Annotated in this window: 9 protein-coding genes; 6 read left to right on the top strand and 3 right to left on the bottom strand. The window is 60.4% G+C overall.

Features of this window, described 5'->3' with window-relative positions:
- Positions 1 to 123: 123 nt before the first annotated feature.
- A complete protein-coding gene (locus GE027_RS10080; protein WP_237607438.1) occupies positions 124 to 1383 on the bottom strand; it encodes a M16 family metallopeptidase in 1260 nt (419 codons plus the stop codon).
- 265 nt (positions 1384 to 1648) lie between these two features.
- Between GE027_RS10080 and GE027_RS10075 the strand changes: the two genes are divergently transcribed.
- The 6 genes from GE027_RS10075 (at position 1649) to GE027_RS10050 (ending at position 12904) form a co-directional block, all read left to right on the top strand.
- Positions 1649 to 3034, top strand: coding sequence for a two-component system sensor histidine kinase NtrB (locus GE027_RS10075; protein WP_153557066.1), 1386 nt, complete (start codon positions 1649 to 1651; stop codon positions 3032 to 3034).
- Positions 3024 to 4385 carry a sigma-54-dependent transcriptional regulator gene (locus GE027_RS10070; protein ID WP_153557065.1) on the top strand — a complete coding sequence of 454 codons (1362 nt, stop codon included), beginning with the start codon at positions 3024 to 3026 and terminating at the stop codon, positions 4383 to 4385. The genes GE027_RS10075 and GE027_RS10070 overlap by 11 nt, the downstream gene beginning before the upstream one ends.
- 401 nt (positions 4386 to 4786) lie before the next feature.
- Entirely contained in the window at positions 4787 to 7975 is a 3189-nt protein-coding gene (locus GE027_RS10065) for a DUF2309 domain-containing protein (protein ID WP_153557064.1), read from the top strand.
- Positions 7962 to 9359 (top strand): proton-conducting transporter transmembrane domain-containing protein, encoded by a 1398-nt coding sequence (locus GE027_RS10060; protein WP_153557063.1) that lies wholly within the window; start codon positions 7962 to 7964, stop codon positions 9357 to 9359. Before GE027_RS10065 ends, GE027_RS10060 begins: the two co-directional genes overlap by 14 nt.
- Entirely contained in the window at positions 9356 to 10834 is a 1479-nt protein-coding gene (locus GE027_RS10055) for a proton-conducting transporter transmembrane domain-containing protein (protein WP_153557062.1), read from the top strand. The genes GE027_RS10060 and GE027_RS10055 overlap by 4 nt, the downstream gene beginning before the upstream one ends.
- Positions 10835 to 10885: 51 nt before the next feature.
- On the top strand, positions 10886 to 12904 hold the full coding sequence (locus tag GE027_RS10050) for a SulP family inorganic anion transporter (RefSeq protein WP_237607436.1): 2019 nt from the start codon (positions 10886 to 10888) through the stop codon (positions 12902 to 12904).
- Positions 12905 to 12989: 85 nt separating this feature from the next.
- Here the strand turns inward: GE027_RS10050 and GE027_RS10045 are convergent, their stop codons facing one another.
- Both GE027_RS10045 and GE027_RS10040 read right to left on the bottom strand, forming a co-directional pair.
- Positions 12990 to 14087, bottom strand: coding sequence for an FAD-dependent oxidoreductase (locus GE027_RS10045; RefSeq protein WP_153557060.1), 1098 nt, complete (start codon positions 14085 to 14087; stop codon positions 12990 to 12992).
- Positions 14088 to 14128: 41 nt separating this feature from the next.
- Positions 14129 to 15493, bottom strand: coding sequence for a Gfo/Idh/MocA family oxidoreductase (locus tag GE027_RS10040; RefSeq protein ID WP_153557059.1), 1365 nt, complete (start codon positions 15491 to 15493; stop codon positions 14129 to 14131).
- Positions 15494 to 15525: the final 32 nt, after the last annotated feature.

Below are 15525 nucleotides of genomic sequence, written 5' to 3'. Positions count from 1 at the left end.
ACGAAAACCCTCTCCGGGCCTAAGAGCCCGACTCTCCCAGTGGGAGAGTAAAGGCGAATCAAATGTTGCGACGTGCTTAGAACAAGAGCGAACCGGATCCCCGCCACCGGCGCCTGCGCCACCCTACCGCGGCACTTCCAAGGGGTCGGGGCCGAGCGTGACGATGCGAAAGTCCTGGGCGACGTGGCGTTGCCAGTAATCGACGATGTCCTCGCTGCGCACCGCTTCGATCCGCTGTTCCAGTTCCTCCGCCGACATGACTCGGCCCAGATGAAACCAGTCGCTGACCATCGAGGAGGCCCGCGAAGCACTCGATTCCTGTTCCATGATCAGATTGCTTTGCACGCGGACCTTCAAACGCCGCAGCTCGTCCTCCTCGACGCCCTCGACCAGAGCCTGGATCTCGGCCAGGGTCACATCCAGGGTCTGCTGGGCCCGTTCGGCCGTGGTCCCCGCGTAACCGAACACGCCGCCCACGCCACGCAAACTGTGGCAGCTGGCCGAAACGCTGTAGCACAACCCGCGCTGCTCCCGCACGCGATCGAACAATCGGCTGCTCATGCCATCGCTCAGCACGCCCAGGCCGGCGCGGAGCGAGAAGTAGTCCGCGTGGCCATACGGGACGGCCGGATAGGCAAAGCCGATGTGGGTCTGTTGGCTGGGGTGCGAGATATGTTCGTACGCCGCCGGCAAGCGAACGATCTGCGGCGCTTCGGGGCGCGGTTTGGGCTGCCAGTCGGCGAACAATCTTTCGATTTCAGCCAGGATCTCGGACCACTCGAAATGTCCGGCAACCGCTAGGATGCCGCCGGCCGGCGAGTAGTGATTTTTGAAGAAGTCGCGGACCTCATCGGACGACACCGCTCGCACCCCGGCTTCGTTACCGTAGACGCTGCGTCCGAGCACCGGCCCGTAGTGCAATGCTTTCAGCCGCGTCATCACGCGCTGGGTGGGTTCATCGGCCATCGCTCGCAATTCCTGCAGAGCCATCCCCTTTGCGTCGTCCAGTTGGTCGGCCGGCAGGTGAGGACGACGGACGATGTCGGCATACAGCTCCAGCGCCGCCCGCAGCGAAGCGTGCGGCATCGCCGCCCCGAACGACACATTGGCCGTGGAAACGCCCGACGAGCGGTCCAGCCCCAAATTGTCCTGATGCGCCACGATGTCGCGGCTGCTGCGCGATCCCGCCCCGCGCTGGACCATCTCGCAAACGATTCCCGCCAACCCCGCGTGCCGCTCCGATTCCCACTGCACGCCGGCCGGCAAACACAGACTGAACGCCGCCGTGCGCAGCCACGGCATCGGCTCGCCCAAGACCGTCAAACCATTGTCAAAGACGTGCGAGAGCGTGGGTGAGGTGGACGGGTCAGCGGTCGACGACAAAGGAATCTCCCCATTCGGTTCTGGTTCGGAGCGTTCGGCTGGTGGGCCGGAGCGGATAACCTTGGTTATAGCGAGCGTCGCGGAGAAAGTAGACCCGTCCTTGCCGTCGGTCCTGCCAGCGGCCGCCCGGTCGTAGTGAGGGGCCGGGCTGTTTAACGGGGCATATTGCGGAACTGCAATTATTTTGAAAGACTTCGCCCCGATGCAACCCTCGCGATTCCCCTTGAAAAGCGGTTCATCTTTCTCGCACCCGAAGTGCACAAGCATGCCTTCCAACCCGACAAACGCCACGGTCTTCCACCTTCCCGCCGGACGTGGGGTGCGTCGTTTTGCGGCGGGTTTTGCTTTGCTGAGCCTCGTGGCGCTGAGCGTAACGGCTTGGATTTTTCATGATGTCGCGCGCGAACAAGAGATCGTCGCCCGCATCATCACGCACCTGCCACAAAGCGACATGGCGGTGGTCGAGGAGCTGTCCAGTGACATCCGCTTGCGCAGCAAACTCTCATTGTTGTTGGTGTTGAACATCGTGGGCACGGCCATTGCGTTTGCCGTGGTGGTGCGAGGTTATGTCAGCAGCGAGCAATCCCTGCGCGAGGCGCAAATCTTGGCGACCGACATTCGCGCCAGTTTGGATGGAGGCATTATCACGACCGATCGAACAGGACGGATGACCAGCCTGAACCCCTGCGGTCGAGAGCTGTTGGGATTGCCCGAGGGCAGCGGGGAGGGAATGACGCCGTCGCAAGCGAGCCAGGAACACGCCCCACTCGATGCGATCTGCGATGAAGTCAATCGGCATCAAGCCCCCATTCGTGATCGCGACTACACGATCCGCCGCCACGGCCACGAGCATACGCTACGCGTGGGTTGCACCCGCCTGAAGAACCGGCGGAACGAGGCGATCGGCACGGTGATCCATGTGCACGATGTCACCGAGCGGGTTCTCATGGAACAACGTCTACGGCGGATGGAACGCTACATGGGCCTCGGCTCGTTGGCCGCCGGACTGCAGCATGAGATCAAGAATCCGCTGAGCGCCCTCTCGCTTCATCTACAATTGTTGGAAGAGCATCTCAGCACGCATCCTCCCGACACCGAGACCCAGGATATGCTGGATGTGCTGCATACCGAAGTGACGCGGATCACGGACGTGTTGGATAGTTTTCGCAACTATGCCTCCGTCCACGAACTGGGACGCTCCTGGGTCGATGTCGCCACGCTGATCGAAAAATTAGTTCGCTTTCTTCACCCGCAAACCAAACAGCAAAACGTGATCGTCAAAGTCGAGTTGCCGCCCCAACCACTCGGTTCGATCGAAGCCGATGCGGGGCGACTCGAACAAGTGCTGTTGAACTTGGCGCTCAATGCGTTGGCCGCGATGCCCCAGGGAGGAACCTTGCGGTTTCGCTTGAGCCGCCGCGAGCATTCCATTCGCATCGATGTCCACGACACCGGTAATGGCATCCCCGCGGAGATTCAATCACAGATTTTTGACCCCTATTTCACCACTCGCAACGACGGTACCGGAATGGGATTGGCAGTGTGCGACAAGATCGTTCGTCAACACGCCGGCAGCATCGATTTTCGCACCAGCCCTAAAGGAACCGAATTTTCAGTGCTGCTGCCAATGGAGGGAAGCCATGAACACTGATGCCTTCCGCTTGCTGGTCGTCGATGATGAACCGAACATCCGTTCGGGGCTGGCCAAGGGGTTGGCCGGCGAAGCTGACGTCGTCGAAACCGCGGTGGATGCCGAGGACGCACTGCAAAAAACCGAGCAGGCGAACTACCAATTGGTGATCGCCGACGTGCGTCTGAATTCTCAGATGACCGGCATTGAATTGCTCAAAAAGATCCTCGTCAAACAACCCCAAACCGCGGTGATCATGATCACCGCACATGGGACTGTCGCGATGGCGGTCGAAGCGATGCATGCGGGCGCCTTTGACTTCATTTCAAAACCGCTCGACTTGAATCTCATTCGCCAACAGGTCCGCAAGGCTCGCCAGTACCACCGGCTCCGCGTTGAAAACCAACAACTGCGAAATCGCCTCGCCGAAGCTGGTGAAGTCTCCGGCATCATCGGCGGTAGCGCCGCGATGCAGAGTGTGTTGCAGCAGATTCGCCAGGTCGCCGCGACCGAAGCCACCGTGATGATCCAAGGCGAGAGCGGCACCGGCAAAGAATTGGTGGCTCACGCGCTGCACGACTTGAGTGATCGCAGCGGTGGTCCGTTCGTGGCCGTGAATCTCGGAGCGATGCCAGAATCGTTGCTCGAAAGTGAACTGTTCGGGCATGAGAAGGGAGCCTTTAGTGGTGCCACCCGCCAGAAACCGGGATGCTTTGAACAAGCCTGCGGAGGTACCCTGTTCTTAGACGAAGTGACCGAGATGTCGGCCAAGAGCCAAGTGGATCTGTTGCGCGTGCTTGAATCGCGACGCTTTACTCGCGTCGGTGGCGAACAATCGCTGCAAGCCGATGCGCGAATCGTCTCGGCCACCAACCGCAACATCAAAGACTTGATCGCCGAAGGCACCTTTCGCGAAGATTTGTTCTATCGGCTGAATGTGGTCCCGATCCAAGTCCCCGCCCTCCGAGCGCGGCGTGAAGACATCCCGCTGTTGGTCGAACATTTCTTGGAACACTTCTGTCAACGTCACAAACGAGCCATCAAACGACTCGCGCCCGAGGCGATGCAGACGATCTCGGCCGCCGCGTGGCCCGGCAACGTCCGCGAACTACGCAATGTAATCGAGCGAATCGTCGTCACGCACGACGACAACGTAATTAATAACATCGAGCTGCCGAGCGAACTCGGCCCTTCCCAACCGAGCAATCGCGGCCTGCCCCATTCACTGGCGGAAGCGGTGGAAGGCTGCGAGCGTGAGACGATCCAAATGGCACTGCAAGCCTGTGAGATGCACCGCGAAAGAACCGCCAAGGCGCTCGGGGTGAGCGTCCGCACGCTGCACTACAAGATGGGGCGGTACGGGCTGCACTAACGGTACGCTGCGAAAGCGGGCCACCGGCAGCCGGTTTCGGCGTGTCTGCAATAACTTGCACGCATCTGCACAACTCTGCACCCTCACGCCTTGTTGCAGCGACTTTTCCATCGTAGCGGAGAAAACCGAAAACTTTTCTGGCGACGTTTTTTGCGGGCAGATTCCGCGATTGCAGGCTCGGCAGCGAGACCGTGCGTCGGGAACTGGCATCCACCTTGCTTTACCCGCTGGCACACCGTCCCCGAGTCGCCCCCGCGCCGCGCCGAGTCACCCCCGCGCCCAGGCGGTCCCGCACCGAGTCGGCCCACGCGCCGAGTCGGCCCACGCGCCGAGTCGGCCCCCGCGTGCCCCCCGGCCCCCGCGCCCCCCCCCCCGGCCCAGTCGCCTTTAGGAAAGAGTCGATGCAAGATGCCACCTCCAGTCTGGTGCTAGATCCAGATGCCCCCTCCGCACGCTCGCCCGATCGTTCCGGCGTGTTGCGTTCGGCGATCGCGCGTGCGGCCGGTTACCTTCCCACGCAGGGTCCGATTTCGATCTTCGTGCACCACAACACGCTTCATCGGTTCGAGGATCTACCGTTTGAGGAAGCGGTCATCGCAGGAGGAAACCTGTACGGTTGCGAGCCCTACCTCAGCGAGGACCGTTATCGAAGCGAGCTACATCGCGGCCGCATCTCCGTCGACGATCTACGTCAGGTTCTGATCGATGATCTCGAGGACGAGGCCGATGAGTTGGTCGCCAGCTTCGGGACGCGCTACACCCTGCGGTTGGCGATGCTGCAGATGACGTTGCACACGGTCCCCGATGCGGAGCTGCGTTGGCTGCTGGCGGAGACCGACATGTTGCGTCAGTTCCGCGATGACATTTCCGCTCCTCGTCGCGAACAGATGATCCAGCGAACACGGGCTTGGGTGATGCGAGATCGCGAGTCGTCGCCTCACCATCCCGCTCGCGCAGATGCCGCGGCGAGCTCGGCGGCCGATCCACTCAAGGGCCATCGCGGTGCGGCAGCGAGTCGGTTGCCGCCGGTCGTCGAATCGCTGCTCCGTGAATCACGCGGCGAAAAGGTTCAATCATGGAACGAGGCGCAGTGGGAAGCCTTTGTGCTGGAATTGTTGTGGCGAGTATGTCGCGACGGGGTGAGCGCCGCAGATCTGCCCTCGTCAAGTGAAGCGGCGCCGCGACAGATTCGCGATCTCCTGCTCGCCGCGACCGGAGACGACATCGACGCGCTGGTCAACGATGTCCTGATTCGCTGCTGTGGCGGTTTCCTCGATCAAGGTTTTGCGACTTGGGCCTTGCCCCATCGTGACGAAGGGTTTGCCCGAGCGTTTGCCAAGTTGTACTTGCAGCGCATGACCGTCAAACCGAGCTGGATGGAGGGGATGCGGGCTGAGTTGCAGGCGATTTTGGACGGGCCATTCGATCCACTCACCTCGATCGGTAACTCGCTGGCAAGGCTGGGAGTTCCGCCCGCCGAGTTCGATCGCAAAGTGTGCTCGGCGCTGCTGGCTCTGAAGGGCTGGGCGGGAATGATCTGGCAGATGGAGACGGACGCGCCTTGGATGCCCAAACCGATCCCTCAGGGATCACTGGATGAATACCTTGCGATTCGTTTGATTCTGGAATGTCACGCGGTCGCGGAGGTCGGACGGCGACAGTTCGGCACCCGTGATTTACAGGAAGTTCAACGGCTTGCCGAAGTTCAATCGCCGCGTGACCGAGGAGCCTCGCTGGAGCAGCGCACCTACACGGTGTTTCAACTGGCGCAGGTCAGCGGCTGGACTCCCCAACAATTGCTCGACATGGCCGATTCTCAGTGGCGATGTTTGGTTCGCGAGATCGAAGCCTTCTCGTCGCTGGAGCGTCGGCGTATTCTGCACGCCGCCTACGAGCGACATTATCAAGTCGCGGCGCTCAGTGCGGTGGCCAGCCATTCACGACGTCGTCGGCAAGGCGATCATGGTGTCAAGAAAACGCCCGCGTTTCTGGCCATCTTCTGTATCGATGATCGAGAGGAATCGTTCCGCCGGCATTTAGAGGAAGTGGATCGCGAATGCGAAACGGCATCGGCGGCTGGCTATTATGCGGTGGCGATGTATTACCAAGGTGCGGACCATGCTCATTATCGTCCGCTCTGTCCCGCCATCGTCACGCCGCAGCATTACGTGTGCGAGGAACCGCTGTTCTCGGCGGTCGACGTGAACCAGCGACGGGCCAATCGACGACGTCGGATCGGACAATTCACCCACCAAGTGCATGCCAGTTCGCGAACCTTGATCGGCGGTTGGGTGACGGGCGTGTTCGGCGCGATCGCCACGTTTCCGATGGTCGCTCGGATCATGGCGCCCGGTTTGACGTCACGGATTCGCAAATCGCTGGGGACCTTCACCCGTCCGCCCGCCACCGAATTGCATCTCGAACGCGAAGCGGACGAGCCCGGCTGTGCGCCCGAGTCGCTCGGTTACAGCCTCGATGAGATGGCTGCGATTGTCGTCCGCATCCTCCAGGACATCGGCGTGGTCGATCGGTTTCCGCCGATCTTGGTTTTCTTTGGTCACGGTTCGGCGAGTTTGAACAACCCCCACGAATCCGCTTACAACTGCGGTGCGTGCAGCGGGGGCCGCGGCGGCCCCAACGCCCGCGCGTTCGCGATGATGGCCAACGATCCACGCGTGCGACGATTGACAGCCCAGCGTGGGGTGGAGATCCCTGAGAACGTCCGCTTCGTCGGCGCCTTCCACAACACCTGCAGCGACCACGTCGAGTACTACGACCTCGACTTGTTGCCACGCACCCACCGAGCGCTGTTTCGGCGGATCGAAAAAAGTGTCAACGAGACTCGTGCCCGCAATGCTCACGAACGCGCCCGACGATTCGAATCGGCACCGCTCGATTTGACTCCGCGGCAAGCACTCGAGCATGTCGAACAGCGCGGCGAAGACCTCTCCCAGGCCCGTCCCGAATACAACCACGCCACCAACGCCTTGACCTTTGTCGGTCGCCGCCAGTGGAGTCGAGGTTTGTTCGCCGATCGCCGCGTTTTCTTGACCTCTTATGATCCCTGCGTGGATGACGAACAGGGCTCGGTGTTGGCACGAATTCTCGCGGCGGCGATTCCGGTTTGTGCCGGAATCGCGCTGGAGTACTACTTTTCCACGGTGGACACCGAAGGCTATGGGTGCGGATCCAAACTGCCCCACAACGTCGCCTCGATGTTGGGCGTCATGACCGGCGCGGCCAGCGATCTGCGTCCGGGATTGTCGCAGCAGATGATCGAGATACACGAACCGCTGCGTCATTTGTTCGTGATCGAAACGACCACCGAAAAGATGGATCTCGTGATCGCAGAGAACCCGGCGATCGCCCGGCTCGTCAAAGGCAACTGGATTCAGATCGCCCTGCTTGATCCGGAAACATCGACGCTGTTGCGATACGTCAAGGGCGAGTACGAACCGTTTGTCCCGGAGACTTCGGAGTTGCCCGAAGTGGATTCGTCGATCAGGTGGTATCGAGGCCAACGGGGACATCTCGATTTCGCTTCGATCAAAGAAACCCCGCGTCAGGAAAGCCTTGATGAACTTCACTGAAACCGCCTTTGAAATTCTTGGCACCGTGGTGGTGGCAAGCCCCGTCGGGTTGCTTGCAATCTTAGGGCTATCGACGCTGTTCAGTCGGCCTTTGAGCGAAACCAGCATCTCGCGGCTGACACAGATGGGCGTCCTGTTCACGATGGTGCCGGGGATCATGATCCTCGCGCTGATGTTGATGGTGGGGACGCGTTATGTCCCGGTGGAACTGGGCGATTGGGTGACGATCCCGGAGCAGGAGTTTCATTTCAGTTTGAAATTTGTGTTCGATCGTTTGAGCATTCCCTTCTTGTTGTTGTCTTGCGTGCTGTGCGGCGTGGTCGGCGCGTTCACCCGCCGCTATCTGCATCGTGAAGAGGGCTTTGGACGTTTCTTTCTCTACTATGCGGTGTTCTTCTGTGGGATGGTCATCTCCTCGCTTGCTGGCACCATCGAAACTTTGTTCGTCGGCTGGGAAATGGTCGGGTTGTCCTCGGCATTGTTGGTCGCCTACTTCCACCAGCGCCGCAATCCGGTTCGCAATGGGCAACGGGTGTGGTCGGTCTATCGACTCGCCGACGCCGCTTTTCTGATCGCCGCGATCGCCATGCACAGCATGACGGGCGAAGGCGATCTAGGGGGGCTGATGGGATCCGGCGTCTGGCCCGAAGGGGTTGCCGCGATCACGTCGCAACAAGCGTTTGGGGTCGGCACCTTGTTGTTGATCGCGGTTGCAGGAAAATCGGCACTGTTTCCCTTTTCCGGCTGGTTGCCGCGAGCGATGGAAGGGCCGACGCCCTCCAGCGCGATTTTCTACGGCGCGCTGTCGGTGCACTTGGGTGTCTATCTGCTGCTGCGAGTCAGCCCGCTGCTCGAAGCGTCGCTGATGTTGCAGGCCCTGGTAATCACGCTGGGCTTGATCTCCGCGGGCTGTGGCGCGCTGATGTCACGCGTGCAAAACGACGTCAAGGTCTCCTTGGCTTACGCCTCCTTGACCCAGGTTGGCATCATCGTGGTGGAGATTGGGCTGGGGCTACGCTACCTGGCGTTGATTCACATCATCGGCCATGCCTGTTTGCGAACGATGCAATTGTTGCGAGCTCCGACGTTACTGCGTGATTACAACGAACTGGAGAATGCCCTCGGACGACGTCTGCCCGAAGGAGCCTCGCCCTGGACACGCCATCTTCCCGAAGGCTTGCAGGGTTGGCTCTATCGATTTGGTTTCGATCGTGGTTTTATGGACATCGCGTTGGACAAATGGGCGGTGGGACCGTTCATGAATCTGTTCCGGTGGTTTGATCGAATCGAACGTCGCGCGACCAATCGGTTATCCAGCGAGAACCATCGTCAATCGGACCGAATCGAACTGCATCCCGAATCAACCGGCAGGGCCGCGACATGACTGAACTTCACTTTCCTTGGATCGAAGTCTCGATCCTGACCCCTTTGTTGGGCGCGGTTTGGATTCATTTGCTGGGCGCACGCGCGAGCGTGTTGCGGCACGCGATCGCGATCGCGTCAGTCACGTTCGCGTTGACGGTGGGGGAATTGCTCGACTTTATCTTGCTGGGCGCTTTTGAGGCTCACGATCGCCGTTTGTTTCTCGATTGGCTGTTCGATCGCGATATTTTTGTCGTCGATGAGCTCAGCGCGTTTCAATTGCCGTTGGCTGCGTTGATCTTTTTGGTCATCATCATGTCGACGCTCCGCACCAAATCGCCGCGTTTCTCTTTAAAAGCAGCGCTCATTTCGGAGACCTTGTTGTTGGCGACCTTCAGTTGCCGCACTTCCTGGACGCTGGTGGCGTTGTTGGCCGCATCGACCATCCCGCCCTTTTTGGAGCTGCGTCAACGCGGCCACTGCACACGGATCTACACGCTGCATATGAGCCTGTTCGTGGCCCTCTTGGTGGGCGGTTGGGCCTGGCTGTCGATGGTCGACGTGAACTCACCCGCGGCGTTGATCCCGGGGGCCTTGCTGACGGCCGCGGCACTGCTGCGTAGCGGCATCGTGCCGTTTCACCTCTGGATCGCGGACCTGTTCGAAAAGGGCACCTTGGGGACGGCGATCCTGTTCACAACCCCCTTGGTAGGCGCTTACGCGGTGATGCGATTGGTGTTGCCGATCGCTCCTTCGTGGGCTCTGCAGAGCATCGCGATCCTATCGCTGCTGACCGCGGTCTACGCCGCCGGCATGGCGTTGGTACAACGCGAAGCCCGCCGCATGTTCTGTTACATCATGCTCAGCCAATCCTCGTTGGTCCTGGTGGGGTTGGAACTGGTGACCCCGATTGGTTTGACCGGGGCGTTGTGTTTATGGTTATCGGTCGGCCTGTCGTTGACCGGATTCGGCATCACGCTGCGCAGCATCGAGGCCCGCATCTCGCGTATCTCGTTGGTTGATTATCACGGCTTGTATCGCCAGATGCCCATCTTTTCCGGTTTCTTTTTGTTGACCGGTTTAGCATCCATCGGATTCCCGGCCACGGTCGGCTTTGTAGGCATGGAACTGTTGATCGAAGGGGCCGTTGATATTTACCCGTGGGTCGGAACGATGGTGGTGATCGCCGCGGCACTTAACGGGATCACGGTCTTGATGGCCTACTTTCGTATTTTTACCGGACGGCACAATCCAACCCTGATTCCGATGCATGCGCGACGGAGCGAGCAGGTCGCCGTCCTGATCCTCAGTCTGCTGATCCTGGTCGGGGGACTGGTTCCCCAGCCCGGCGTCGCATCGCGGTATCACGCCGCCACGGAACTCACTCGTCAACGCCAGCGCAACCCGATGACCGAAGACGAAACGGTCGCCCGCATACTCGACGCCGGCTCGGAAGAGCAGAACGTTATCACTCGTCCCGTTTCCGTTTCCCACTGATCACCGACGAAGCAACCGAACCCATTAGGAAAGTCCGAAATGAGCCCTCCTGTGCCTACCGCCTCCGACAAACCCCGTGGTGATCTGCGCGGATTGACGCGTTACTTCAAATACGACTTTATCTCGGGGCTGCTCGTCTTTTTGATCGCCTTGCCGCTCTGTCTAGGGATCTCGATTGCCAGCGGTTATCCACCCATCGCGGGCATTTTTACGGCGATCGTCGGCTCGGTGCTGGCCACGTTCATCAGCGATTCGGAACTGACCATCAAAGGCCCCGCGGCGGGTTTGATCGTGATTGCGATCGGATGTATCGGGGACTTTGGTGGCGATGGCATGGTGGGCGGGTGGACGGAGGTCGACACCGCCGCCTATCGAGCGGCGTTGGCCGTGGGAGTCGTCGCCGCGGTTCTGCAGATTCTGTTCGGTGTTTTTCGGGCGGGGATCTTGGGCGAGTTCTTTCCGATCTCCGCGGTGCATGGCATGTTGGCGGCCATCGGCGTGATCATCATCGTCAAACAAATCCCGGTCGCCTTGGGCGTCAGCGCGTCGGGCGAGCCGCTAGAGATGCTGCGGGAAATCCCTCACTACGTCGCCTCGGCCAACCCCGCGATCGCCGTGATCGGCGTGACGAGTGTCTTGATCATGTTCATTTGGCCGATCGTTACCCGCAAAGTCTCACTGCTGAAAGTCCTGCCGTCTCCATTGATCGTGTTGCTCGTCGCCATCCCGATGGGCATGGCATTCAATCTGATGCACTCGCATTCCTATACGCTTCAGAATCATCAATACCAACTGGGCGAGAACTTTCTAGTCGCGATGCCGGATCGCGTGTTCGGCATGTTCGATTCCATCGCGTCACCCGACTTTACGGCGCTCGAACAGCCACAAGCATGGAAATGGATCTTCATGTTTTTCATCATCGGCAGTCTCGAGTCGTTGTTGAGCGCCAAGGCGATCGACATCATCGACCCTTGGAAGCGCAAAAGCAGCATGGACCGCGACATGGTCGCCGTCGGTGCCGGAAATCTGTGCTGTGCATTTATTGGCGGCCTACCGATGATCTCCGAGATCGTGCGGAGCAAAGCCAATATCGACAACGGTGCCCGCACCCGGTTTGCCAACCTCTGGCATGGGATGTTTCTGTTGGTGTGCGTCGCCTTGATCCCCATGGTGCTGCATCGGATCCCGATGGCTGCGCTCGCCGCGATGTTGATCTATACCGGGTTCCGCTTGACGCACCCCAGCGAATTCATGAATGTCTGGAAAATTGGACGCGAACAACTGGTCATCTTCACCGTCACCCTGGTCGCGGTCCTGGCAACCGACCTGTTGATTGGAATCGCGATCGGGATTGCGACCAAGGCCGCCATTCACTTGACCAACGGCGTTTCGCTGCGAGCCCTGTTCAAACCCGAGATCGAGATCACCGCCGACGACGGTGCGACGGTACGCTTGACCGCCTACCGATCCGCGGTGTTCAGCAACTGGATCCCGATCCGTCGTCAAATCGAACGTGTCGGCTTAATCGAACGCAAGAATGTCGAACTCGACCTCTCTGAAACCAAGTTGGTCGACCATAGCGTGATGGACAAACTGCACGAGATGCAAAACGACTTCGAACAACATGGGCTCTGTTTCACCGTGGTCGGACTCGATGCTCATCAACCCTTTGCCGGTCACGCCCAATCGGCCCGCCGCAAAGGACTTTGCACGGTCCAGCGTTTGACGATCATCACCCACCCCGATCTGGAACCCCTGATCGTAGCCGAAATGGTGCGGCTCGGTGCCAGCGGCTACACGTCGATTCCTTGCCGCGGCGCCGGACGCCAACAATTGCAACTGGGGGGCGCGCAAGCGGTTCCACAAGTCCGCATCGAGGTGATCGCAGCAAAGGAGTCGGCTACGAGGATGATGGATCAGCTGCGCCGCGAAATACAGCCACAACATCGTTTGACCTTCTGCCTCGAAACCGTGCAGGTCGAACGGCTGGACGCTTTCGTTGCCGATCCGCAGCCGAACCAACCGAACCAACCGAACACGCCTGCCGAACGCGTGTGTGTGGACGCATAACCGTGCGTCAGGGCCCCGTTGCGGACGAACCCATCAACTCGATGGTTTTTTATTTCACCGGTCGAAAACCTATCCCGCAGGATGCTTACGGATCCGACAAAAGGTCCAACACACGGTCGGCGGCACGGCAACCGCTGGCCAATCGTTCCTCGATGCCGTCTCCTTCCGGACGTTGGCAAACGGTGATCTCGTGGGCATCGCTCTCGCCGCTGCCGACCGACACTTGTGATGCGGCCGATCGCTTGCGAGCAAACCCGCGCAGGCTGCGCCACCGCTTCACGTCCTCGCCAAACCATGCTTCCAGCCGTTCTCGGAAGGCACCTTCCAGTGCCCAGGGGGCCGCGTGTTGACCACTGGCCAGCACACCCACGAGAGTTGCTGCCGCAGTACGAGACCGTTGTGGGGCCGGACCCGAGACATGAATCTGAGTGATTCGCATGGCGTCGTCGCTGGCTGAGCCGTCACGTGGCTCAGCGGAATCGGCTGCGCGGCCGAGCCGCGCTTCGGAGTCGGCGAAGAGCATTATCGAGGCTTCCGGACGAGGCGGCAGAGGTGCGGAAAAATACCAGCACGTCCGCAGCCGGCCAGCGCTGGCCGCCGCGTCCGTTGTCGGTGCTCGACCCGCTGTGTCCAGTAACCGTTGGCTCGCCGAGCTGCCGCATGCCAGGACCACGTGTTGGTACGCCAGCCGTTGGCCATCGCTGGTCTCCGCATCCCCGCGGGCCAGCGACGCGATGGTGCAGCGGAGCGACCGAGTCGCCGCCGGCAGCCGTCCGGCCAATTGCGACGCCACCGCCTGCACACCGTCGTGTGGCCGTGCCCAGGCGGCTCGCTGGGTCGGTGCAAACACCTCGCGGAATTCCGCCGCCCGGCTGTGGTCAAAACGAATCGACGGGTCCTCGATCCAGCGGTCTTCCGAGCGCATCGCGATCGGCTCGCCCAGTGGTTCGAGTCGCAACTTGTCCAGATCCAACAACCGCTGCGTCGCCGGCCCGCCCGTTCGCAGCGGGAAGAAGTCGTGATCGAGGAGGAAATCATCGACTCGGTCGGTGCGCACGCTACCGCCCCAGCGATCGGTCGCTTCGACGATCCGGACCTCGCGGCCCGCTTCGTGCAAACGCGTGGCGCAGGCCAGGGCCGCCAATCCTCCACCCACGACGAGGACCGGTTTGGAAGCATTCATGACGGAGCTTTATCTGAGGAACGCAACGCTCGCCTACCGAGTTAGGTCAAGTATTCCTGCTTCTTGACCAAGCCCGGCATCGGCACAGGGTACTTGCCGTCGGCGTTGGCCTTCAACGGCGATTCCGAATCCAGCGTCAACGATTCGATCTCCGGCGCGAACTCGTGATCGTGCTTCATGAATTGCTCCAGCGTCATTTCCTGACCGGTGTGCGCCACCATGCGGCCCATGGACGTCACGGCGCTGGCCATCACGCCGCGTTCGACTTCGTTGTAGGGCAGGTCGTTGCGGACGGCGTCGATCAAGTGGTCCCATTCCAACTGATAGGGATTGCGTTCGGGTTGCGGGAACGCCCACGCCAGCGAATCGCTCTCCATCGTCTGGTCGGTAAAGATCCGCGACTTGGCCGGCGTATGCGAGGCGGTGGAGATGACCGCACTGCCTTTGCTGCCGTGGGCGTAGCTGGCAAATTCCTGTTTGCAGCCGGGAATGGTGCGTCCATCGACCATCAGTTTGGCACCGTCCTTGAAGGTGTATTCGATGCCGTACACATCGAAGTTCTGGTCGACGTTCTCGCCGCGGTAATGCCGTCCACCCACCGCCATGGCTTTGACCGGCCAATCGTTCTTCATCCAGCAACACTCGTCGATATTGTGAATCAAGAAGTCGCTGACCGCACCGCCGCTGAGCCACAGGAAGCCATGGAAGTTTTTGATCTGGTACATCAATTCGCTGATGCCTTCGGGCTTGGGCAGCACGGCGGCGGTCGCCGTCAGCCCGGCCATCCGGTAAGCACGCAGCAGATGAAGGTCGCCAATTTCGCCGTTCTGGATGCGGTCGAACAATTCCTGTCGACCTTCGCAGTGACGGCACATCAGGCCTACGCCGACCTTCAAGTTCTTGGCTTCGGCCTGCTTGTTGATCTCCAGCATCCGCACCGAAGTCGGGGCATCGACCGTGACGGGTTTTTCCATGAACACGTTCAAGCCGCGCTCGATGGCGTACTTGTACATGACCCAGCGGAAGGCCGGCGGAGTGGCCAGGATCACAACGTCGCCGGGACGCAGGCAGTCCATCGCTTTGCGATACGCATCGAAGCCGATGAAGCGGCGTTCCTCGGGCACATCCACCTTGGAACCGATCGACTTGCTGCCCGAAAGCGCGACGTGCTTGTTTTTGAGGTTCTTTTCAAACACGTCGGCCATCGCGACCAGTTTGATTGGGCCGTTGTCCACCGAGAGAGCATTGCGCGCGGCACCGGTTCCACGACCGCCGCAACCCACCAGGGCCAACTGGATCGTATTGTCTTCTGCCGCATGAGCTTGTCGAGCGGCACCGGTGACCAGGGCACCCACTGCGGCTGCTTGACCGGTTTGTTTCAGGAAATCGCGACGCGTTGAGGACATGAGAACGTACTCCAAAGGAAACCAGGTCTCGT

Origin of the sequence: Roseimaritima sediminicola (assembly GCF_009618275.1) — a bacterium.
Lineage (GTDB): Bacteria > Planctomycetota > Planctomycetia > Pirellulales > Pirellulaceae > Roseimaritima > Roseimaritima sediminicola.
Note: the sequence above shows the minus strand (reverse complement) of the source record. Positions and strands in the feature narration are given on the sequence as shown.

Bases quoted from the DNA above. Each gene is read 5' to 3' on its own strand.
- GE027_RS10075 (WP_153557066.1), top strand. From the start codon at position 1,649: ATGCCTTCCAACCCGACAAACGCCACGGTCTTCCACCTTCCCGCCGGA.
- GE027_RS10070 (WP_153557065.1), top strand. From the start codon at position 3,024: ATGAACACTGATGCCTTCCGCTTGCTGGTCGTCGATGATGAACCGAAC.
- GE027_RS10065 (WP_153557064.1), top strand. From the start codon at position 4,787: ATGCAAGATGCCACCTCCAGTCTGGTGCTAGATCCAGATGCCCCCTCC.
- GE027_RS10060 (WP_153557063.1), top strand. From the start codon at position 7,962: ATGAACTTCACTGAAACCGCCTTTGAAATTCTTGGCACCGTGGTGGTG.
- GE027_RS10055 (WP_153557062.1), top strand. From the start codon at position 9,356: ATGACTGAACTTCACTTTCCTTGGATCGAAGTCTCGATCCTGACCCCT.
- GE027_RS10045 (WP_153557060.1), bottom strand. From the start codon at position 14,087: ATGAATGCTTCCAAACCGGTCCTCGTCGTGGGTGGAGGATTGGCGGCC.
- GE027_RS10040 (WP_153557059.1), bottom strand. From the start codon at position 15,493: ATGTCCTCAACGCGTCGCGATTTCCTGAAACAAACCGGTCAAGCAGCC.